At 43.9% G+C, this 23032-nt stretch carries 16 protein-coding genes and 2 pseudogenes; 15 read left to right on the plus strand and 3 right to left on the minus strand.

What is annotated here, in order from left to right; genetic code table 11:
- Positions 1–100 precede the first annotated feature (100 nt).
- A pseudogene (locus DYE66_RS04845) lies at positions 101–2053 on the plus strand (prolyl oligopeptidase family serine peptidase); the annotation flags it as partial.
- Between the two features lie 183 nt (positions 2054–2236).
- Here DYE66_RS04845 and DYE66_RS04850 read toward each other — a convergent pair.
- Both DYE66_RS04850 and DYE66_RS04855 read right to left on the minus strand, forming a co-directional pair.
- Positions 2237–4018 carry a glycerophosphoryl diester phosphodiesterase membrane domain-containing protein gene (locus DYE66_RS04850; RefSeq protein WP_115324981.1) on the minus strand — a complete coding sequence of 594 codons (1782 nt, stop codon included), beginning with the start codon at positions 4016–4018 and terminating at the stop codon, positions 2237–2239.
- Positions 4019–4744: 726 nt separating this feature from the next.
- Positions 4745–5602 carry a metallophosphoesterase gene (locus DYE66_RS04855; RefSeq protein ID WP_002999787.1) on the minus strand — a complete coding sequence of 286 codons (858 nt, stop codon included), beginning with the start codon at positions 5600–5602 and terminating at the stop codon, positions 4745–4747.
- 214 nt (positions 5603–5816) lie between these two features.
- Here DYE66_RS04855 and queG point away from each other — a divergent pair, with 214 nt between their 5' ends.
- From queG to DYE66_RS04935, 14 genes are all read left to right on the plus strand, one after another.
- Positions 5817–6941: a tRNA epoxyqueuosine(34) reductase QueG gene (gene queG / locus DYE66_RS04860; RefSeq protein WP_003000486.1), complete on the plus strand. Its 1125-nt coding sequence runs from the start codon at positions 5817–5819 to the stop codon at positions 6939–6941.
- 83 nt (positions 6942–7024) lie between these two features.
- A protein-coding gene (prfB, locus tag DYE66_RS04865) for a peptide chain release factor 2 (protein ID WP_100207097.1) occupies positions 7025–8123 on the plus strand; the annotation gives its coding sequence in 2 pieces (ribosomal slippage) (positions 7025–7096 and positions 7098–8123; 1098 coding nt in all).
- A 431-nt stretch (positions 8124–8554) separates the two neighbouring features.
- The gene (ftsE, locus tag DYE66_RS04870; protein ID WP_003000493.1) at positions 8555–9247 is read left to right on the plus strand and encodes a cell division ATP-binding protein FtsE; all 693 of its coding nucleotides are present in this window, start codon (positions 8555–8557) and stop codon (positions 9245–9247) included.
- Positions 9240–10154 (plus strand): permease-like cell division protein FtsX, encoded by a 915-nt coding sequence (gene ftsX / locus DYE66_RS04875; protein ID WP_002999900.1) that lies wholly within the window; start codon positions 9240–9242, stop codon positions 10152–10154. Before ftsE ends, ftsX begins: the two co-directional genes overlap by 8 nt.
- 752 nt (positions 10155–10906) lie before the next feature.
- Positions 10907–12292 (plus strand): hypothetical protein, encoded by a 1386-nt coding sequence (locus tag DYE66_RS04885; protein WP_115324983.1) that lies wholly within the window; start codon positions 10907–10909, stop codon positions 12290–12292.
- A gap of 20 nt (positions 12293–12312) precedes the next feature.
- On the plus strand, positions 12313–14037 hold the full coding sequence (locus tag DYE66_RS04890; protein WP_003000206.1) for a zinc ribbon domain-containing protein: 1725 nt from the start codon (positions 12313–12315) through the stop codon (positions 14035–14037).
- Positions 14038–14155: 118 nt separating this feature from the next.
- Positions 14156–15760: an Hsp70 family protein gene (locus DYE66_RS04895; RefSeq protein ID WP_003000046.1), complete on the plus strand. Its 1605-nt coding sequence runs from the start codon at positions 14156–14158 to the stop codon at positions 15758–15760.
- Positions 15757–16296 (plus strand): hypothetical protein, encoded by a 540-nt coding sequence (locus DYE66_RS04900; RefSeq protein ID WP_002999812.1) that lies wholly within the window; start codon positions 15757–15759, stop codon positions 16294–16296. The genes DYE66_RS04895 and DYE66_RS04900 overlap by 4 nt, the downstream gene beginning before the upstream one ends.
- Positions 16297–16304: 8 nt before the next feature.
- Complete coding sequence (locus tag DYE66_RS04905) at positions 16305–17093, plus strand: ATP-binding cassette domain-containing protein (protein WP_003000337.1); 789 nt, start codon at positions 16305–16307, stop codon at positions 17091–17093.
- 8 nt (positions 17094–17101) lie between these two features.
- The gene (locus DYE66_RS04910; protein ID WP_003000456.1) at positions 17102–17920 is read left to right on the plus strand and encodes an ABC transporter permease; all 819 of its coding nucleotides are present in this window, start codon (positions 17102–17104) and stop codon (positions 17918–17920) included.
- Between the two features lies 1 nt (position 17921).
- Entirely contained in the window at positions 17922–18155 is a 234-nt protein-coding gene (locus tag DYE66_RS04915; protein ID WP_003000254.1) for a hypothetical protein, read from the plus strand.
- Positions 18156–18167: 12 nt separating this feature from the next.
- A complete protein-coding gene (locus DYE66_RS04920) occupies positions 18168–19694 on the plus strand; it encodes a hypothetical protein (RefSeq protein ID WP_003000040.1) in 1527 nt (508 codons plus the stop codon).
- Positions 19695–19932: 238 nt separating this feature from the next.
- Entirely contained in the window at positions 19933–20649 is a 717-nt protein-coding gene (locus DYE66_RS04930) for a helix-turn-helix domain-containing protein (protein WP_115324984.1), read from the plus strand.
- A gap of 106 nt (positions 20650–20755) precedes the next feature.
- A complete protein-coding gene (locus tag DYE66_RS04935) occupies positions 20756–21325 on the plus strand; it encodes a methyltransferase family protein (protein WP_003000332.1) in 570 nt (189 codons plus the stop codon).
- 121 nt (positions 21326–21446) lie between these two features.
- Here the strand turns inward: DYE66_RS04935 and DYE66_RS04940 are convergent.
- Positions 21447–22722 (minus strand): annotated as a pseudogene (locus tag DYE66_RS04940) (ISL3 family transposase).
- Positions 22723–23032 lie beyond the last annotated feature (310 nt).

Below are 23032 nucleotides of genomic sequence, written 5' to 3' on the forward strand. Positions count from 1 at the left end.
TTCGGAATTGTCAGACTCCAAGCTTGCGACCAAGGCCAATGCTTCAGCTAGTCCAGCCAAACTAGCTCTGGCTAAGTCAGCAACCAGCGAGCCTACTTATCGCAATACCTTTGTGGATGACGGCCAAGGTAATTGGTATTATCTTGATGATAATGGAAACAATGTGACTGGTCGCCAATCTATCAATGGTCAGGAGCTCTACTTTGCTCAAGACGGTAAGCAGGTCAAGGGCCAGGAAGCCACAATTGATGGCAAGGTTTACTATTTTGACGGTGATACTGGGGATATGTGGGTTAACCGCTTCCGTATGGGCCAAGATGATCAGACTTGGTTCTATTATGGTGGAGACGGTGCTCGTGTCGCAGGCCTTCAAGAAATCAATGGTCAAAACCTCTACTTTGACCCTGAAACTGGCAAACAGGCTAAAGGTGTTTTTGCGGCCGATAATAATGGCAAGCACCATTATTATGATAAGGACAGCGGTGCCCAATGGGAAAACCGTTTTGTCCAAGTTTCTGGCAAGTGGTACTACCTGGATTCAGATGGTGTTCCCGTGACGGGTGCTCAAGAGATTAATGGTCAAGACCTCTACTTTAATGAAGATGGTAGCCAGCTCAAGGGAGGTTTTGCCGAATTTGATGGTGCCAATCATTACTATGAAGCTGACACAGGTGATTTGGTCAAGAATACCAGCCGTGTTATCAATGGTATCACCTATCAATTTGATGATGACGGGGTTGCTGTGGCCCTTGATAAGGTTGAGACGGTCAAGTCCAGCATTGTCGTAAGCAGTTATGAATTTGGACCATCGGTTTCTAAGGTCATCCTACAATTTGATAAGAAGGTTACGCCAGCGGTTATCCATAGTGGGGCGAAAATTTGGACCAATGGAGTTGAAAGACAAATTACCAACTCCTATGTTTCTGATGAGTCCGGTCATGTTGTCTATTTTGATAGCAGTAACTATGTAACCCTAGAATTAGCGGTTCCTTATGATAGCGAGGATGCTAGTAAGAATGCTTCACCTTTCACCTTTGACCTTGCCAGCTACCGCAACCAATGGCTATCTAGCTACAAGGTTAAGGTTGAAGGTCTGCAGGTTCAAGCTGACGGTTCAGACAACCAGCAGGTTATTGACTCTGAACAGGAAGCTATCAATAATCGCCTTCTGCCAGATACGGATCGTTTCTCAGAGCGTGGAACCTTGGGGCAATACCAATACGCTGCATACACTCCAAGTCAGGCCAAAGCTGGTGAAAAGAACCCATTAATTATCTGGCTTCATGGTATCGGTGAAGTTGGTACAGATATTGATATTCCACTCCTTGCTAGTGGTGTGGTTAATTTGACTAAAGATTCTATTCAAAATCACTTCACTTCAACAGGTACAGGTGCTCAAAAAGGAGCCTATGTCTTGGCCTTGCAAAGTCCAACAGCTTGGACTAAGGATGATACCAGCAAGTTGATGGCAGCCATTCGTTCCTATGTTGCTGCTCATCCTGATATTGACACCAGTCGGATTTACCTTTCAGGTGTTTCAAATGGAGGTGGCATGACCCTAGCTATGGGCGTGGCTTATCCAAGATACTTCGCTGCCCTTGTGCCAATCTCAGCTCCTTATGATACCTACCTCAGCAATAACAATGAAACCATTGATGCGACCGCCCTTAGTGCCTTGAGGAATCAACCAATGTGGATGATTTCGACCCGTGCCGATACGACCTTAAATGTGGATAACCATGTCCTGCCATTCTACAAGGATCTTTTACAAGCCGGTAGCCAAAATAAGTGGTTGTCTTACTTTGAAACCAACGTTGGTGAATTTGACAATCATCCGACCTACAATGGCCACTGGTCTTGGGTCTACTTCCTCAATGATGAAGTTACCGGTGTCCAAAATACCGAGAATGCCAAGACCTGGTCTGGCCTAACAGGTATGGTGGCCACCAATGCCACCAACGGCGGTGACTCCCAAGCAGTTTATAATGGCAAGAGCTACAACGATGTCTTTGATTGGCTCAATGCTCAAAATAGAAGAACTCGCCAAGCTTAAGGACGACCCGACCAAGCCCCTTAACCCCAACTAGGGGGTATGATTAGTTTCCCAAAATCATCTCCCTTCGTTTGACGGGGAGTTATGATTGCTTTCGCACCTTTGGAGCGAAAGGGGCTAAAGTTACTGAAATAGAAAAACGACCTCGGCTTAAAAGGTCGTTTTCTAATGCCAAAATCCTTGTCAATTATTGGCCAATTCAATATCCAAGAGTCGGATGACACGGTCGTAGTAGGAGTTAGAGGAGTTGATGTCCTTTTTATTGGCTTGGAAGTCTTTCAGTCTATCGGTGATGATGCCATTGACTGGGCTGTGCAAGAAGCGTAGCAGTTGGCTATCATCATTGATGGTCCAGACATAGAGTTCTTTTTTCTGCTGGTAAGCAGAATAGGCAACAACCTCATTGTAGGAGAACTCTTCAATAGCGTAAAAATCTACCTTGTGAGGAGCAAAGGGGCCAAATTGGAGGGAAACTAGATAGCCAGTATTCGCTTGGGGGAGCTTGCGCTCAACTTCCTCGATGACAGGGAGTTTTAGAGACATAATTTTATTGCCTTTCACCGCCTTTAAGACCTTGAGTTTCTTAATAAATAAGTCAACATAGTTGCTGGATTCATGGCCGTAAGGCTTTAATTCAATAGCAATCTTTTGGTGGCAGGCCTGGGCCGCCTTCATAAATTCATCTAGGGAGGCAATATGGTCGCTATAACCATTTTGATGTGTCTTAAGCTTGGTGACTTGGGCCAGGGTCATATCGGAAATATTCCAGTCAAGGCCAGTTAGGCGTTTGAGGTTATTGTCGTGACTGACCACGAACTGATGATCCTTGGTCATGACAACATCCATTTCTGAATAATCAGCCCCAGCCTTATGGGCCGCCCGCATGGCGGTGATGGAATTTTCGACACCCTGGTTAACGTCCCCCCGATGGGCAATCATGATTGCCTTGGGATTGGTTTTCAGGAGATAAAGGCTTAGGCCATTTGAAATCAACCAGACTAAGAGCGTAAGGGGGAGAAGGAGTCTAGACCACTTGGGTAAGTGCCAGCTTTGATTGGTCTTAGAGAGATAAGTGAGCTCTTGCTGATATTTTTCCAGGCTCAAAAGATGGCTGGTCAAGACAATGATGAGGATAAATTTGAGACTAACAATAAAGGCGAAGTTGACTGCTTTCACTAGGCTATAGAGGCTTGTTTCTAGCAGAAGATTATTACCCGATTGGTCAAGGCCACCAAAAACTAAGACAGCTCCGCTGTAGATAATGACAAGAAGGAGACTGGCTATCAGGCTATAAAAGCCAAAGAGGGCTAGAACCTTTAGCTGTCGTCCCTTGGTCAGTTGCCAAGATTGTCTAAAAATTTGACTGGGTTTGAGCTCGCTAATCGTATAGAGGGGAAGGAAATAAATAAAGCGGAGGTTGAGGTAGGCAATGCTAGCCAAGCTAATAAAGTAAACCCATTTTCCAGCACTTGATTTCATCAACTCATCTGCAATAAAGTCAGGAATTTTGAAGTGGGCCAGCAGGCTGGACCGAAGACCATAGTTGGCCAAGGGAACCATCAAAATCAGGTAGAATAAGAAAACCAAAAGTTGAGGGCCACAGAGGCCAGCCATTTTTTTAGGAAGACCTTTAATCACCTGGCGGACTGATAAGGGTCTGTAGGTCTTGGCCACAGTAATTGTTAGGATGGCAAATTCCAGATAAATGACCCCTGCCAGAATGAGCAGGTAGAGCAAGAAAAAGACCAGAGCTAGCGGATGACTAGCGATGGCAGACCAAGTGCTGGGGGTCAGACTGACTATCCCTGCAAAACCGACAACCCGATTAAAGACAAAGGACAGGAGCCCCTTAGCCAAATAAGCCAGAAAAATCTGCAAGATAAGGGCAGTCAGCAGGTAGGTCCAAAAGTTCTCTCGTAAATTCCGCCAGGATTCTTTTAAAAGGCTTCTAAAGGATGGTGACATGGTCTTTCCTTTCGTGAGTAATAACTAGTGCTATTGTAGCATAAACTATGAAGGAAACCGAGGACCGGCTAATCTGGCAAGCATAAAATGGCTTTGGACCAAGCCCAGGCTAATAGTCAACAAACATCAGAGTAGGCTTATTTGGCTCGTTAATAAATCCAATGGTTTGATGCAACATTCAGGCTATGATTATAAATCAGCATAAAATAAAAAAACGAACAGAGTTAGTAGTCTTACCTTCAGAAAGGTCAGCTTGTTCGTTTTTTAATTATTTATGATATCTGGTCATTAATACTCAATGAAAATCGAAATTAGCTGAGGCAAGAGGCAAAGCTATCAGCCACTTTAGCGGCTTGATAGTTAACGGCAATCTTTATAGCGATTGCCTAGCTCCCTTACTAACCTCACAAAGTTGGTGAAATCGACCAACTTTGCTCCGCATCGCACGAAATGAAGACAGCTCAAAAGGTCTGGGAGACCTTTTGAGGTTGGGGATGTAGAAAGCCTCGCTTTCTTCAGTAAGTACGTCAAGGTGAGTTAACGATGCGACATGGAGTAAAAACTGTCACTATTACAGTTTTTATGAAATTAGTCAGGGATATAGAAAACTACAATTGTAGTTTTCGTAGTCACTCTAATGAGAAATTATAGAGTGACTTTATCCGTGGGAAAATTTTGATTTTCGAAGAGTCTAAGAATGTCTGAAGGCAAACTTCCCCCAGCCTCCTAACAATCAAATAGGGTCATGGACTTGATGAGCTCGTTTTTGAACTGCTCTTTTTTGTAGGCTTGGTAGGCTGGTTTCTTTCGGACTAGGTTGTAACGTTTGGACAGGTTCCAGGTTCCGCTGGGATTGAGCTCGGGATGGTTGGAAACAAAATCAATAGTCAGATCCCATTCTCTAATATAGCCCAGAGGATGGGAATGATAATGAACCCCATCAAGGGTGACTCGACCGTATGAGCGGTGCTCGTGACCAAAGACCACATCCTTAACACCGTACTTAACAAAGAGCTGGTGAAAGCGTTGGCTTCCTAAAAAGGCATTAAAGGGGGAAAACTTGGGATGGGTCATGGTGAAATCCTGATGGGGCACGAAGTGCATGGCAAGGATGAGTCTGTTGGTATCCAAACGCTTGAGTTGCTCCTCCAGCTTAAGGAAGACCTTGTCTGTAATTTCAGGGTCAGATGCTTGACGATTGAGCCTGCGGTCAAACCAGAAGGTCTTCTTGCGCCTGAGCACCTTATCAGTCGGCTCTTGGCTAAAGGAGTAATCATACCAGCCGTGAAAGGCAAGGAGCTGGCGCTTTCCTATGCTATAGACCTGAAAGTCCAGTTGGTCAATCTCCTTGTCCGTCAAATCCAGCATATCATGATTGCCTAAATTGTAGGTGACCTTGAGAGACTTTTCTAGTTCTTGGATGAAGGGAAGGGAAATGTCCTGATGGTGGTTGGAAATGTCCCCTGCTAGGTGGAGGTGGGAAATCCCTGTCTCTTGCAAGGTCTCAAGTAGGCTGTCTTTTTCAAAGTCTCCAAATTGATTAAGGTCAATGTGGAGGTCACTCATAATGGCTAATTTTGTCATAGCTCTATTCTAGCAGAAAATAGCTAGGATTAGGATGGGATATGATTGACCCCTCCCCTAAGTATCAAAAGAAGAGCATGATAACCTTTTGCTATTAGTAGGACTAATAGGATAGGACAGGGTGGAATTTCGGTCATTCTACTTTCTAACGTTCCCTACCTATTTACTGAATCTGAGCCTTGAAAGCTGGCCTTTTTTGCATTATGATAGACCTATGGATATTAAGGCAGACATTCAAAAATTGGCCAAGGAGATTGGCATTTCAAAAATCGGATTTACGACAGCCGATGATTTTGCTTATTTGGAAAAATCCCTGAGGGCTTCGGTCGAAGAAGGGAGAAATTCTGGTTTTGAGCATAAAAATATTGAGGAGCGGATTGACCCTAAGCTCAGTCTAGCCTCGGCAAAGACCATCATCTCAATCGCTGTGGCCTATCCTCGGCAATTACCAACTCAGCCGCCCAAGACCCAATACAAGCGGGGCAAGATTACTCCGAATTCCTGGGGCCTGGACTACCATCATGTTCTCAACGATAAGCTAAATCGCTTAGCAAAGGGCATTGAAGAGCTCTGTGCCGACTTTCCTCTGGAGCACAAGGGCATGGTGGATACTGGTGCCTTGGTAGACACGGCGGTCGCCCAGCGGGCTGGTATCGGTTTTATTGGCAAGAATGGTCTGGTTATCTCTAGGGAATATGGCTCCTACATGTTTCTAGGTGAGCTGATTACCAATCTGGAAATTGAGCCTGACAGTCCTGTTGACTATGGCTGTGGTGATTGCCGTCGCTGTCTGGATGCCTGTCCCACCTCCTGCCTGCTTGGCAATGGATCCATGGATGCCAAGCGTTGTCTGTCTTTTCAGACCCAGGACAAGGGCATGATGGCCATGGAATTTCGTAAGAAAATCAAGACGGTCATCTACGGCTGTGACATCTGCCAAATCTGCTGTCCCTACAATAAGGGAATTCAAAACCCTCTAGCAACCCCAATTGACCCAGACCTGGCCTGGCCTGAACTCTTGCCTTTTCTGGACTTATCCAATAGCGATTTCAAGAAAAAATTTGGTCAGATTGCTGGCTCTTGGCGGGGCAAAAATATTCTCCAGCGCAATGCCATTATTGCCCTAGCCAATGCCCATGATCGCAATGCCGTCGTTAAGCTCATGGAAATTATTGACAAGAATAACAATCCTATTCACACAGCAACAGCCATCTGGGCTCTGGGGGAAATTGTCAAAAAACCAGACCAGGCTATCAAGGATTATATGCGGGATTTGGCTCCTCAGGAGGAGGCGGCCAAGCAGGAATGGCAACTGGTTTGTGACAAATGGCAAATTTAAGGGCTTTATGGTAGAATAAAAAGAACTCTGACTAAGCTTTGTCAAAGGAGTCTAGACCTAATTTTAAAGATTGGAGAGAACTTATGGAAGTGGCTGAAATCCGCCAAAAAATAGTAGAAAATCAAGAGAAGTTGACTAGCTTCAGGAGGTCTCTTTGACCTCGATCGTCTAGAGGAAGACATTGCCCTTCTGGAAAATAAGATGACCGAGCCTGACTTTTGGGACGATAACATCACCGCCCAAAAGACTTCTCAGGAGCTCAACGAGCTCAAGCAGACCTACGACACCTTTAATCAAATGGAGGAGCTCTCCGAAGAGTCTGAGCTCTATCTAGAAATGCTGGAAGAGGATGCTAGCGTCCAAGGAGACTTGGAGGAGACCCTAGCCAAGCTGGACAAGATGATGACCAGCTATGAGATGACCCTGCTCTTATCCGAACCCTATGATAATAACAATGCCATCTTGGAAATCCATCCAGGCTCTGGTGGTACCGAGGCCCAAGACTGGGGCGATATGCTTTTGCGGATGTACCAGCGCTATGGGAATGCCAAAGGCTTCAAGGTGGAAGTGTTGGATTATCAGGCAGGAGATGAAGCTGGGATTAAGTCGGTCACCCTCTCCTTTGAAGGACCCCATGCCTATGGCTTGCTTAAGTCTGAGATGGGGGTTCACCGGCTGGTGCGGATTTCCCCCTTTGATTCGGCCAAGCGTCGTCATACCTCCTTTACCTCGATTGAAGTCATGCCCGAATTGGATGATACCATTGAAGTGGAAATTCGTGATGACGATCTGAAAATGGATACCTTCCGCTCTGGTGGAGCCGGTGGACAAAATGTCAACAAGGTTTCAACCGGTGTTCGTCTGACCCATATTCCGACAGGGATTGTCGTGGCTTCAACGGTTGACCGGACCCAGTATGGTAACCGCGACCGAGCTATGAAGATGTTGCAGGCCAAGCTCTATCAATTGGAGCAGGAGAAGAAGGCGCAGGAAGTTTCTGCCCTCAAGGGTGATAAAAAAGAAATCACCTGGGGCTCGCAGATTCGATCCTATGTCTTCACCCCCTACACCATGGTCAAGGATCATAGAACCGGCTACGAAGTTGCCCAGGTTGACAAGGTCATGGACGGAGATATTGATGGTTTCATCGATGCCTACCTCAAATGGCGATTAGAAGAATGAGTGTCTGTCCCACTCTTATCCCACGACACGAAGTTTGACTAGTCAATGTTACTAGTCAAATGGAGTTAGTAAGGGAGGTAGACAAGACACTCTAGTGCTTGTCTACCTCCCTTAAGCCTAGAAACGTGGAAGCGAGGAAGGTCCAGTGGACCTTTTTATCCAGCTACACAGGGAACAAGTAAACACAAAAATAGGTTTACTTGTGAAAATAATAAGGAAGAAAAGCGGCCTTGCTAATAACAACTTCCGATGTCCCGCTCTCAAACTGGAAAGTAAAAGAGCGAGGCTAAACTAGCTTATCTTAGCAATGAAACACGCCCTAGAGGCTTTGTAAAAAAGATCAATCGCATAGAAAAACAAGATTTTCTTTGGTTACCTAGATTACTTGGCCTTTTGTGGACTTTATAGCTTGATTTTTGAAAGGAAATGAAATGGCACTTATTGAACTAAAACGAGTCTCAAAGAAGTACTCTCATGGTTCGACTGCCCTGCGTGACATTAGTCTTGATGTCAGAAATGGTGAATTCGTCTATATCGTTGGACCATCAGGGGCGGGGAAATCAACCCTGATTCGGATGCTCTACCGTGAAGAAGAAGCCAGTCGGGGCTCCATTAAGGTGGGGCAATTCCGCCTTAACAAGATTAAGAAGCGGCAAATTCCTATCCTGCGTCGCTCTATTGGTGTAGTCTTTCAGGACTACAAATTGCTCAACCATAAGACCGTTTATGAAAATGTCGCTTTCGCCATGGAAGTTATTGGTGAACGGCCTCGTTACATCAAAAAACGAGTCAAGGAGGTTCTGGGGCTGGTAGGGCTCAAGTATAAAGAGCGTTCTTTCCCAAACCAACTTTCTGGTGGTGAACAGCAGCGGGTAGCCATTGCTCGGGCCTTGGTCAATAATCCCAAGGTCTTGATTGCGGATGAACCAACTGGTAACTTGGACCCTGAAATTTCTGAAGAAATTATGCGACTTCTGGAACGTATCAACCAAGATGGAACAACTGTTTTGATGGCGACCCACAATAGTAGCATCGTCAATAGCCACCGACACCGTGTCTTAGCTATCGAGGATGGCCGTCTGGTCCGTGATGAAGAGGAAGGAGAGTACGGTTACGATGATTAGAACTTTTTTCCGTCACTTAAAAGAATCCTTTGTCAGTCTTAAGCGTCAAGGCTGGATGACCTTCGCAGCGGTTTCATCAGTGACGATTACATTGACTCTTGTTGGAATTGTCATTGGTATCTTGCTCAACGTCAGCAAACTGAGCGAAGATTTAGAGCACAATTTGACCATTAATGTCTATATGGATACTAATGTTTTTGATAACTCTCAGACTAAGGCTGATGGAACACCCAATGATGACTACCATGCCATCTATAAACAGATTGAGCAAATTAATGGTGTGGCCTCTATTAAATTCTCTAGTAAGAATGATCAATTAGCAGATTTGCAAAAGCAATATGGGAATGCCTGGACCTATGATGAATCTTCCAACCCCCTCTTTGATGCCTATATCGTCAAGGTTAAATCGGCTAAAGAGATGAAGAGTATCTCCGAAGAAATGAAGCGCATCAAAGGCGTTAATGATGCCCGATATGGTGGCGTTGATACGGACCGCTTGACGGCTGTTTCTGGGCAAATTCGATTATGGGGCTTAGTAGGAGCGGCTGTCTTTATTCTGGTGGCTATCTTCCTAATTTCTAATACCATTCGGATTACCATCATGTCCCGTAAGGATGATATCATCATCATGCGTTTGGTTGGGGCCAAGAATTCCTACATTCGGACTCCTTTCTTCTTCGAAGGAGCTTGGTTTGGCGTTTTGGGAGCCATCTTGCCTTCCTTGATTATTTATTATCTCTACAATTTGGCCTGGACCCGCATTAATCCAAACTTAGCCGCAGAAAATCTTGGCCTTTATCCTATCAATCCCTATCTCTATTACTTGATTGGCGGGATCTTCCTTGTCGGTATTGTCATCGGTTCTATTGGTTCCATGATTTCTATCCGCAGGTATTTGAAGGCCTGATTAAAAGCCCATCTAATTCCAAAAGAGGAGCAGTGTCAGCTCCTTTTTTTCATGGATTTAGCGAGCTCCTGTTTGTTTTTCTCAACATTTTCAAAGCTAGGCTAGCAGGGCTTTTCTTTCTAACTAATCTACTTATACTCTTCAAAAATCAAAACTATCCATCGTTCACTCACTTTGCCGTACTTACTGAGGAAAGCGAAGCTTTCCCTCTTTCCAACCTCAAAAGGTCTTCCAGACCTTTTAAGCTACCTGCAGTTCGTGCGATGCGGAGCAAAGTTGGTCGCACCAACTTTGTGAGGTTAGTAAGGGAGCTAGGCAATCGCTATGGAGATTGCCGTTTGACATCAGTCACTTTAGTGACTTGATGTCATTGCTCCTTGCCTTGGCTATTTTTGATTTTTATTGAGTATTATTTGGGCATGCTCTCCTTCTCCTGGTCTCAGATTTTAAAGTGCTTCTGGACAAGGACGGCTATCTCTTGTCCCTCAAGGTCACTCATTTTTTTGGTAATTTTTGATAGATTTCTCATAGTGGGATGTCTTCAAGTCATCGGGCCAAAAAGCTTGATGTATCAAGGCTTTTTATTCAAAATTGATATTGTGATATGAGGAAATTTATAGTACAATGGAAAAGTATTCTAAAAGAAAACTGAATAATCAAAGTTTTTCTAGGACCTGTAGTTAATCACCATCATTTAACCATCAAGCCTGGACCAGCAAGATTTTACAGTTTAAATTGATAAGGAGAATCACATGAACAAACAGGATTGGATTGAATATTTTGAAGCCATCAATGGTCGGACCCCTTCGGAAGCAGAAATTGCCCAAGCTCTCGCAACAGGTGATTTCGCTGCTGAGGATGTTGCGGACGCGCCTGTGGCCCAACCGGTTTCAGAAGCACCGACTCAAGCAGACTCCCTGCAAGCAAGTGCTCAGGAAGCTAGTTCGGCTCAAGTAGCAGCAGCTAAGGAAGAAGCGCCTCAGGCTCCAGCGCAAGAACTAGCATCGGCTCAAGTAGCAGCAGCTAAGGAAGAAGCACCTCAAGCTGCACCAGCTCCTGAACAAGTCCAAGCAGAAGCGGCAAATGCTCAAGCGGCTGCAGGAGCACAAGGAGCGGCTCAGCAGGTAACTCCCCAAGCAAATCAGTTTGCTCAAGCGGCTTCAGGACAGGCTGAACCAAATCAGGCTGGTCAATTTGCCCAAGCTGGTCAAGCAGCGCCAGGCCAACAACAGGTCTATTACCAACAGGGTCCTGACGGTCAAATTCAAGCCGTAATGGCACCAGTACCTAAACAACCAAATCCACAAGCGGAAGCATTCAAAAAAGGCTTTTCAGGTTATTTCTCTTGGTTCGGCAAAGCCTTTGTTAAGCCAGAAGCTAAAGCGCAAGAAGGACACCCTATCTTTGGTTTGATTACTATTGGCTTGGCTTCTTGGTTTGCTGCTTGGGGCTTGGTTAATTTCTTCCACAGAATATTGATGGCCTATTCGCTCCCATCATACCGTAGTGATAACTTTAAAGACACATACCATCAAGCGGTTTCAAGCCATTTTGGTATCTTGAAGACCTTACTTGTCCTCCTGATCTTCTTTGTATTCTATACAGTTCTGACAGCTGTACCTGTACTATTTAATAAAGATAAGAGCAAGGGATTCTTTACTAAGCTTGGTCAGTATTTCTCATATACACCAATTATTTTTGTGCTTAACTTCTTAGCCTTTGTTGTTACCTGGTTTATCCCTGGTAAAGTTACGAAGAAGGCTGCCTCCGTGTTCTATGAGTATGGTGTAGATAAGAACTTGCGACCTCTGAATGTTTTGACTCAACTTGGTCAAAAGGGGTATTACGCGAATGCCTTTGGTTCAGTTCATATTATTGCGATTATTATGTTGACCCTTTTCGTAATTGGTTTTGCTATGATTCTCTTGTCACTAGTTAAGAATCTTGACTTTAACCTCGGTAAGGTCAATAGTTTCTATGTGACCCTAGCAGTTACCCTGCTCTTTTCTCTGCTTATGGTTGGTTTCAACAAGACGGTTTCTGCAACCTTCCGTTCTGGGTTTGACTCTGTTCATGATGTTTTCCATTCAGATAGCAGTAGCGACTATGACGATGATGACAGTTACTATGACGACTAAAAAATAGAATAGGAAAATCTATGGCTACAAAAGAAAGATGGACAGAATTATTTGAAGATGTGGTCGGTCGTAAGCCCAACCCGCAGGAATTTATGGCTGGGAAGGAAAGCGGCTTTTCACCCAAGGAGATTCGGCGGATTGCTGGGATTGAAAATGCTGACGGCGCACTTGCTAGCGCCCAGGCTGTCACCCAGTCAGCTGATGATGAAAAAGGGGACTCTCAAGCCAGGTCCAATGCTTCAGCTAACCATCTAGCCCATCCAGACACCTTAGCCGAAGATGGTTTGGACCAATCTCAAGAAGATGCCTGGATTTCAGCCTTTCAAAAATACGTTGGTCGTCAGCCACGACCTGAAGAATTTCTAATTGGTAAGGCGGCTGCTTTTAATTTAACCAGTATCAATCAGTTCTTAAATTCCAGTCCCAAGCCTCTTAAGCCACCCATGGCTCGCTGGAAGAAATTTACCATTGCTTTTACTAGCTTACTGGTTATTGCCTTGATTAGTGTCATTATCTATGGCAGTCACTACTATTCGAGGGAATCAGTAGCCGACCGTTATTTGCAGGTGGCGGGCAAGGATTTTAATAAGCAGTTGGACTATGAAGTTTGGGCTGACAATAAAAAAGCCATTTCCAATGCGGATTTGAAGTACACCAACAAGTCCAAGGTGCTAGCCAACACCAATAAGTCGGATTTACTCAAGGGTTCAAACATGGTGCAGGTCGGTCGCCAATACCTGCTCTTTCCTAAGTGGAAGGTAGCCGTTAAGCCGGCGTCGGCAGAAATTTCGACCAATACCAAGGACCTTAAAATCACCATCAATGATGTCGAATTCAAGACTTCTGATAGTGATAAGTATAGTGCGACCTTGAAACGCCTCTATCCTGGTACTTATGATTTTGTTGCTTCTGGTAAGGTTAATGGCCAAAAGCTAGAAGTCAGCTCGCAAAAGAAATTTCCCCTAAGTGGTTCTAGCTCTTCTAACAATTCTAAAGGTTCTCAGGAGGTTACCCTCAATGTGAAGTATCTCAGCTTCACCCTCAATAGTAACCTGACAGATGGGGATGTCTATGTTGGTAGTAAGAAGATTGGTAGCATGAAGAATGGCCAATATTCGGCTTCTAAGCTGGCAGTAACCGATAGCGCCTCGGTCTATGTTCAGAAGAAATTTAGCGATGGGACTAGTGTCAAATCAGAAACGACCTCCATTGAAGACATCAGCGATGGCGACAGTCTCAACCTGGATGCCGATGGTATCTTGGACCGCGATACAGCGGATGATTTGATCACAGCGGCCTATAGCAAGATGCAGACCTATGCGGTGGACAATACGACGCCAGATAACCTGACCGACATCTTCCAAGGTGGTACTGATAATAGCATGTATAAGGATGTCAAAGATATGATTGACACTAATACGATTAATGCTAAGGTTCGTAAGGCCGATAGTATCACCTTCAACGATGTTGATGTAACTAGTGTGACCCAGACCTCTGCCAAGTCCTATACCGTTAATTTCACGGTTGTTTGTGACTTCTATTATTCCTATGATTCAGACCATAAGTCATCTGGCGATATTAAGGATAAGGTCTCCTGGTCAGCCAAGGTTGATTATCAAGGAAGCAAGTCTAGCTCAAGCTCTAGTGATAACGATTATGATAGCTATTCCAGCTATTCAGATTACATCATCACAGGAAAAAATGGGACTTCTCAGAATGTTAGTCGTGAGGATACCGTAAAATAAGATAAAGTGGTTGGAAGGCATTCCCTTCTAGCCATTTTTCGTGTTATAATAAACTAATGAAATTTTAAGCTAGCTGTGGCTATAAATCGTAAACTAGCTAGCAGAAAAGAGGTTCATAGTGAAGTACGCTTTAGGAATCGATCTTGGAACGACCAATTCGGTTATGGCCATTGTTAAAAATCCCGAGCAAAAGCCGGAAATTATACCGATGGGGGCTAATGATGAGTCCCTTTTACAATCGGCCCTTTATTTTTCCGACATCAATGGAAAATCTCGGGTCTTTTTTGGCTCATCGGCTGTTAATCGTGGTCTTAATTCAGGAATTATTGACTACTTTAAACAGGATTTTAAGCGGGATATTGCACGGGATGTCGAAAGCGAAGCCCCTAACCATGTCAGGGTCAATTCCATTATCCTGTCGGCTCTGATTCTTAATGAATTCAAGAAACGCTCGGATATTGTCTCTATGGAGTTAGGGGTGGACCTTATCCACGATGCTGTTATCACGGTGCCAGCCTATTTCACCTCTGAGCAAAGAAGGGCCACCAAGAATGCCGGTCGCTTGGCTGGTCTTAATATCCTGCGGATTATTAATGAACCGACCGCAGCAGCTATTTCCTATGCCCATGAGAAGGGTGTTAGTGGTAAGGTTCTGGTCTATGACTTAGGAGGTGGAACCTTTGATGTCACCGTCATGGATGTTGACAATCATCACTACAATATTCTAGCAACGGATGGTAACCACCGTCTGGGAGGAATAGACTTTGACAAACGCCTGGTCAAATTTATTGAGTCTAAGCTTGAAGAGCAGGGGCTCAATATGACCATGTTGTCTGCCAAGGAGAAGTTCCAGCTACGTTATCAGGCGGAAAAGATTAAAATTGCCCTCTCGGTAGATGAAACGGCCTTTTATGAAACCTATACAGACCAAGGGGCCTTTGGTGTGGAAATCAGTCGGGAGGAATTCCGCCAACAGATTGCTGACCTGCTCAAGGATACCATGATTAAGGTACAGTCAACCATGACGGCAGCCAAAATTAATTGGGATGAATTGGACCATATTCTCTTGGTTGGTGGTTCGACCAGAATGCCCCTAGTGCGTGAGGCTATCGAAGCCATGTCTGGCCAACAGCCAACCTACAGTATCAATCCCGATACCATCGTTGCAGAAGGGGCCAGCATTATTGCCAACCTCATCGCCAATGATGCTGTCAGTTTTGAAGAAGAAACAGACGGCCAGTCGACTGAAACCCAAGCTGGGAAAATGGTCATTAGGGATATTACCTCCCAAGGTTTGGGCATGCTCCTAAGGAAGTCTCCCCAAAAAGACTATCCCTTTGTCGGCGATTTCTTCAATAAGGTGGTCGTAGCCCGCAACACCCCGATTCCGACCCTAAAGAACTATGATATTTATGCGGTTTCTGATGGTCAGGATACCTTTCGTGTCCGCATTACCGAAGGCAATTATGAGAATCCTCTGAGCGTTAAGCCTATCCTGGAAATCAGGGAGCAGCTGGCTCATCCTCGGCGTAAAGGCGAAAAAATTGCCCAAATCCGTTTTGCTTTCGATACCGAACAGATGGTTCATATCGGTGTTTTTGACGGCCTAACTGGTCAATTGATTAACCGCTATCGGATTAATACCGAGGTTGAAAGTGAAAGTCACTTTGTTGAGGATGATCTGTCGGAACTCAAGGCAGTTTATGATAAATTTGTTCAATGATTGATTTTTATCGTGGAATTGATAGGGAGACTGGTCAGACCCTCCCTTATTTAGCTGAACTCAGTCGCAAGATAAGCCCCAGTCGGTCTGCTAATGCCAATTATCGGGCTGTCGAACAGCTGGTTGAAGAGCTGGGAAGCCGTGAGGCCCTAAATCGCTCCAGACCCGATGATAAGGCCTTGCTTGAGGCCTTGGAGAAGGCCAAGCGTTGCTTTTTAAACGAAGACAGCAAGCAGCGTTATGACCGTCAACTGACCCCAACCAGTCAGGTTGGTTTAGCCAATCAGGAGCCTAGCTCAGATAGCTCCAGTCAGATTAAGAGTCCCCTCCCTTCTTTGGAAGATTGGGATTGGACCGAAGATGAGGATGAACCTGTCCAAAATTCGCGAGCTAACCGAGTCTGGCTCAGCTGGCTCTTGACCATCGTCGTTGGCTGGCTCCTGGCCCTAGTTTTTCTCTATTTTCAATGGCCCCTGTCTGTCCTAGGCATCATCCTGGCTATTATTGTCTGCTTACGACTTTTGTTAGATGATTGAGGAATTTTATGAATCAAGTGCACCAAATTACTTTTAAACATATTTGTTTCAAATACAAGGGGAACCAGGACCTCCTTTTTCATGATTTGGACCTGACCCTAAAAACAGGTGAGCTGGTTGGTATTCTGGGCTCTTCTGGTAGTGGCAAAACGACCCTGACAGAAATTCTTCTCGAGCGTCTCAAGCCTACCTGTCAGGAATTTCAAATCTTAGAGGATGGCCAACCCCAAAGGCCAGAAAAAAATCGGTGGAGCTATGTCCCCCAACAGAACCTCTTGCGGGACTACCTCAAGGTCAAGGAAATTTTCAAGGTCTATGCTGATGGGAATTTGAAGCACCATTCCAAGGCTGAACGCCAGTCCCTTCCTCTGGAGATCGCCAGAGACCTAGGCTTGAGCGAATTTTGGAATAAGAAAATTTCTGAATTGAGCGGTGGTCAAAAACGGCGGGTCAGCATTGGTATTGAACTGCTGAGTGACTCTCCCTACTTTGTCCTGGATGAGCCTTCCAGCGGTCTAGATGCCCTTAGTGATCGCAACCTGCTAAGGACCCTGAAAATCCTCGCTCAGACAGCCAACAAAGCCATTGTTGTTATTACCCATAATACTGAAAATCTAGCAATTTTTGATAAGCTAATTTTTCTCTCTAAGGGTCTACCCAAATTTGTCGGTAGCTTTGAAGATCTGTTGAAGGAATTTCAAACGACCGATGAGTACGAAATCAGTAAGTACTTGGACTTGAGCCTGGCGGAAGTTTATCAAGAAGTGCAGACCTCAGGTCGAATCTACAGGATTTAGGAGGCCCTATGCTTGCAGCTTTACGTTTAAGTTGGTACAAATGCCGTCACTCCCTCAAGGACTTTCTTAAGGTCCTAGTGGGAATAGTCATTTTTGAAGTTCTGATTCTCTTTATTGAGAAGAAGGGCTTTTTGTCCGTCTTTGAGACGACACGGATGGCTCTTTTTCTCTTGATTTTCTCGTCCAGCCTTTTGGTGCTGGTTCAAAATTCCATTTATATCAGCAAGGAAAGGGCCATTTTAGAGCGGGACTTCTTTTCCATTCTCAGCCGAACAGGCTTTGCCCTAGCTAGCCTCCTCTTCAATGCTGGCTATGCCCTTGTGGAATCCATGGTCTTCACTCTGGCTTACCAGGGCTTGAGTCAGTGGTTTGACAAGGATTTACCCAGCAAGGGGCTGGTCTTCCATAGCTTCACTTTTGAAGTCATCCTGGTCAGTTTCTTACTCTTCTTAGCTTCTCACTATATGGCTTTATTAATTTCGGCCCTGGTCGGTGAGAGTGAAATTAGCTCAGTCATCTTGGCGGTCATTGTGGGTATTGCCCAATTTTCCTTATCTGGAACTATTCTTCAGTTGCCCAAGTCCATTGAAAAAGTCCAGGACTTTATCTTTCTGGGCTATGGGCACAAGGTTTTTGGGGCTACCAACAAATTGCGAGAGATTCCTGGCATGATGGCCAAGTATCATGTTCCTATTGAGAAAACAGCCCTTAAGCATTTCCAACTCAGCCGAGGAGACATGGTGCAGGATTTTCTAATCCTCTTCACTCACGCCCTTGTCTATGGTCTTCTCTTTTGGCTGGTTCTGCGTTTTAAGAAGGAGAAGTAGGATGACAAAAGAAGAATGGTTAGTTGAATTTCAGGTCCTGCATGGGCGTCAGCCAACAGAGCTGGAAGAGGCCCAAGGAGCTATAGATGGCTATCAGACCGTCAACTTGAGTCAGACTGGCAAGAAGGTTGCAAAATTCCCTCGGCCCAAGTTTGATGGCAAATTTTTCTTTAAACTATTCCTCTTGCTCCTCTTAGCCTTCTTTGGTTATGTGGTCGGCTTCTTATTTGCTTAGGGAGGATTGGAAATGCAAAAACAAAAGAAATTTATTGCCCTGGCTCTTGTTGTTTTCCTAGCTTTTTTAGCTCTGGGAAAATATAAGCAATCAACCGCCCTTGCTAGTGCAGATGTCCTCTATACTGTCGAGGTCAAGGATAAGAAAACGGGCCAAACAGTTAAGTTTGAAATCCAGCAGACCAAGAAGCACCGCTACCGAGTCAAGAATACCAAGTCCGGTCAGATTTATGAGACCAAAGCCAAAAAAGAGGAAGGCAACTATCTGCTTATCAGCCTGCCTAAGCGCCAGGGGGACATTGTCATCCGACAAGGTCTCAATCCTTTCCGTCAGCCAACGGTTCAAATGGAAAACTCGGACAGGTATGAACAGATTGAAGGCTCCTCAACGGTTAGCCCTGCCAAGCCGGCCGAAGATGGAACTACCGTTTCGCAGGACGACATAAGGAAACAAATCGTTTCCCTGAGCAAGGATCAGGAAGACAAGGTCGTCAGCGACTTTGGCGACTGGCTTTACCAGAGCGACTACGGCAAGGATGCCGTCGTGACGCGGGGGAAAATTTTTGACAACCTAGGAGCATCTGCGACAGATGCAGTTTTTTGGAAGATTAAAACTTCAGATGATACAGAGATTTTGACACGATTGATTGGCTATTCCGGAGGTGACTTGAAAGATTTGGATCGTCCGGCTTACGTTGATGGCAAACAAGGCAACGGCCAAGACCTCATCAATTACAAGAATAAGTTCAAGGTTACCATGTTGGGTAATGACTTATCAAGTGATGCTGCCGAAGACTTCCAGTCAACAGCCAGTTTCAGGCTCTACATTCTCAAGGATAAGAAACATAAATATTACGCCAAGTCCGAAGATGAAGAATCTCAGCTTCTAGGGAGTATGAATATCCCCTTGGAACACCAAAGCATGGCTGAAAATATTGGCTATGATTACTTCTATAAGAATTTCGTCGACCAATCTAAGGCTAGCTACCAAATCGTTCTAGCCACTGATGGTAAGGTCTATTACGTCAAGGACTACTGGTTTAAGCCATCCAAGTCTCTGGCCGACTATGTCTACGAAGAAGCATCAGACGATATGCAGAAGGCCTATTCTGATGCCATCAGCAAGTATGCTTCCAATACTGATAATGAGAATACTACCGAGTCGTCGGATGATGGAGTTGTGCCTGCTAATTTAGTTGGAACATGGTCTGGGAAAGCCCAGAACGTGAAACAGACCATGACTTACACTAAAGATGGTAAAGTTACAAAAAAAGTTGATGGTAAAACAACAACGACAACCCTAACAAAGGTGGAGAAAGTTTCAACTGGTCTCTATCGGTTTGCCGCTGGTGCTGAACTTGCCAGCGCTATCCCTTCCTTTGGTATTGGAGGAGCAGGCTTTGATATGGAACTAGGGGTTCGATTCAATGATGACGGTTCTATTACCTATATTGAATGGACCGGTCCTTATAATTCCGACTTTGACCCTGAAACTTACAAATTAACTGAGTTGGGCACTTTCACCAAAGGAAACAATTAGCTATTTTTTAATCTTTAGCCAGTCCCTGCGGCTGGCTTTTTTACAGAGTTTTGATAGGAAAGTTTGTCTGTAAATTGCTATTTTTTTACCAAATTTTGAACCGAATTTTCGGAAATTGTTGATTTTTTTCCTTTTAGTCCTTATTTTTTGCCCCGTTGTAAAATGAGGTGCAACAAAAAAAGACAAGCTTATCTGATATACTAAAGTTGCGAAACAAAGTATAAGGAAAGAGATAAGCATGTCCACCACAAATTGTACCACAAAACAACCCTATTGCCACCTCTCAGAGGTAGAACGAGGAAAAATTGAGGCCTTCCTATCAGAAGGGTTGAAACCAGCTGAGATTGCTAGACGTTTGGGAAGAAATCGCTCCACCATTTCACGTGAAATCAAGCGTGGGACGACAAAACAAGTCAAGCAGGTAAATGGTAAAAAGATCTACTTTGACTACTACTTCGCTGACCTAGCTCAAAGGCGTTACGTTGAAGGGCGACAAGGAATTTACTACCTCAAACTCGAAAAGGTATCTGAGCACTTTCTAAAGGCCTTTGAAGAAGCCATGAAGGCCTCTCCCAGAGTTCATAGTGTAGACAGCTTCGTTTATGCTTATAAAGAGGAACACCCAAGTGAAATCGTTCCAAGTACCAAAACCCTTTACAACTATAGTCATCAAGGATTGCTAGCTATTAAGGCCATTGATTTACCTAAAGCTGTACGGCTTCGTAAAAAGACTAAGAATCGCTCTGAAAAATACGACGGTAAGTCTTGGTACTGGTCTGTCTGGCATATTGACCAAATGGTTATGAAATATCCAGACATCTTTGACAAGAGCATTCAGGATAAGTGGAAAGCCAAAGAAGAAGAGTGGGTCAAGGAAGAGAGCCAAGACTCCAACTGCCTGCAAGTCATTGCCAACCACGATACGGCAGTGGAGCCTGGTATCATTGAATTTTAAGTTTACACTCTTTTCTTAGGAAAGGAGCTTTTTTTGAAAATACTTCTTTAGACTTTCACTAGATTTTCCCAGTTGAAAAGAGTAGAATAAGGGAGGAGGGCAAAAAATGTCTACAATACAAACAATTTTTATCTATCTTATATTTGCTCTTATTGTGCTATCAGAAATATATATTAAACATCACACTAAAAAGAATAAGGCTGAACATTCAGCTGATGACGGAACACGCTATGTGATTATCGCCAGCGTCGTCTTGTCCTTGCTATCGGTTAATCTTGACAATCTAGCAGTTTTTCGTGTGAAACTACCAAGCATTTTTCTTTTTCTAGGTTTTGCTTTGGCTATCTTTGCCATAGCCTTGCGTCTGTACGCGGTCAACTACCTGGGCAAGGCTTTTACCTTAGCGGTGCAGACGATAGACCAGCAAAAGCTGGTAGATAGCGGACCTTATGCGATTGTGAGAAATCCTGCCTATACAGGCAGCATCTTGTCCCTGCTAGGTTTGTCTCTCATCACACTGAATCTCTACAGTTTTCTCTTGTCTCTCTTAGTTTTGGTTGTTGGCTACGTTATTCGCTTACGAGTTGAGGAGAAGGTCCTAGGAGAGCATTTCGGGCAAGCCTATCAAGATTATTGTAGCAAGGTTAAATATCGAATTTTCCCTTTTATTTGGTAGGACAATATCAGAATACGGCATCTTATGCGACGAATAGAAAAGAATGATTGAATGAGAGATTCGCTAGATATTCTAGCGGATTTTTTCGGCTCTTTGTCAACTGTAGTGGGTTGATAAAAAGTTACAACCTGGAGAGGACCAAATTGGTTCTCTCCTTTTTGATATTCAAAGCAATGAGAATTCTCGTTTTAAAATTTTCAAAGTTCCGGAAGTCAAAAGCATTTCGCTTAATGACTTTGATGAGGTTATTTGTGGCCTCAAGTTTTGCGTTTGAGTAGGGAAGTTCAAGTGCATTAATGATCTTATCCTGATCCCTCAAAAAGGTTCTAAAAATGGTCTGGAAGATAGGATTCACAGAAGAAATGGACTCTGTGATCAATTCAAAGAAATAGTCAGCGTGCTTCTCTTGAAAATGAAAGAGTAAAAGCTGATAGAGTTCATAGTGATCTCTAAGATCTTGAGAGTAAGAGAGAAGTTTTTCGAGAATCTCTTTATTGGTTAAATGCGCCTCAAATGTTGGATGATAAAATCGTTTACTGCTCAGCGTATAGTTATCCTGTTGAATGAGTTTCCAGTAACGTTTCAGTGCTTTATATTCGTGCGATCTCCTATCAAACTGATTCATAATTTTGATGCGTACGCGATTCATTGCTCGACTGAGATGATGGACAATATGAAAGCGATCGAGAACGATTTTAGCATTTGGAAAAAATTTTCTAGCAATATCGTAGTAGGGACTAAACATGTCCATGGTAATGACTTTCACGCGACTTCTTACCTGTCTAGAATACCGAAGGAAATGATTGCGAATAGTTGCTTGAGTCCGTCCATCTAGGATAGCTAGGATCTTTCTTGTATCGTAGTCCTGTGCAATAAAGCTCATCTCTATCTGCCGATTGAAACAGTCACTTCCCTGACTGTTTCCACATCCCAACTCAAGTGTTCTGGAAGGTGGTTAAGATCAGTCTTAAATTTGAATTTATGTAACTGACGAATGACTGTCGAAGTGGAGACAGATAAACTTTCGGAGATAGCTGTCATAGGGACTTTCTCAATCAATTTTTGAGTGATTTTCTGTTTGACGATGGTTGCGATCTGGTGATTCTTCTTGACTAAGGAAGTCTCTGCGACGGCTATTTTCCACAGTCTTTACAGCGGAAACGGCGTTTTCTCAATCGAATGAGAGTCTTGTAGCCAGCACATTTGAGGTAGGGGATTTTGGATTCTTTTTGAAAGTCATATTTAGCCATTTGTCCTTGACAGTTGTGACATTTAGAGGCAGGATAATCGAGCTTAGCAATGACTTCTTTATGCGTTCCAGCATCAAGATAATCTAAGATAATAATATTTTTGTCATTAATTCCAAGTATGTTTGTGATAAAATTTAATTGTTCCATAAGATTCTTTCTAATGAGGGTTTGGTCACTTTTTCATTATAGGTCTTATGGGGCTTTTTTCTACAACAAAATAGACTCCATAATTCCTACAGTGGTTTTACCCACTACAGAAATTATAGAGCCAGTTTTGATAGGAAAGTTTGTCTGTAAATTGCTATTTTTTTACCAAATTTTAAACCGAATTTTCGGAAATTGTTGATTTTTTCCTTTTAGTCCTTATTTTTTATGGAAATCCTAAACTTTTATGCCTCAAGCTATTTATTTTTTGCCAGAATGGGAGTATAATAGCTTCATATTTAATTTTTAAGGA

It is taken from the genome of Streptococcus downei MFe28 (genome assembly GCF_900459175.1).
Classification (GTDB): domain Bacteria; phylum Bacillota; class Bacilli; order Lactobacillales; family Streptococcaceae; genus Streptococcus; species Streptococcus downei.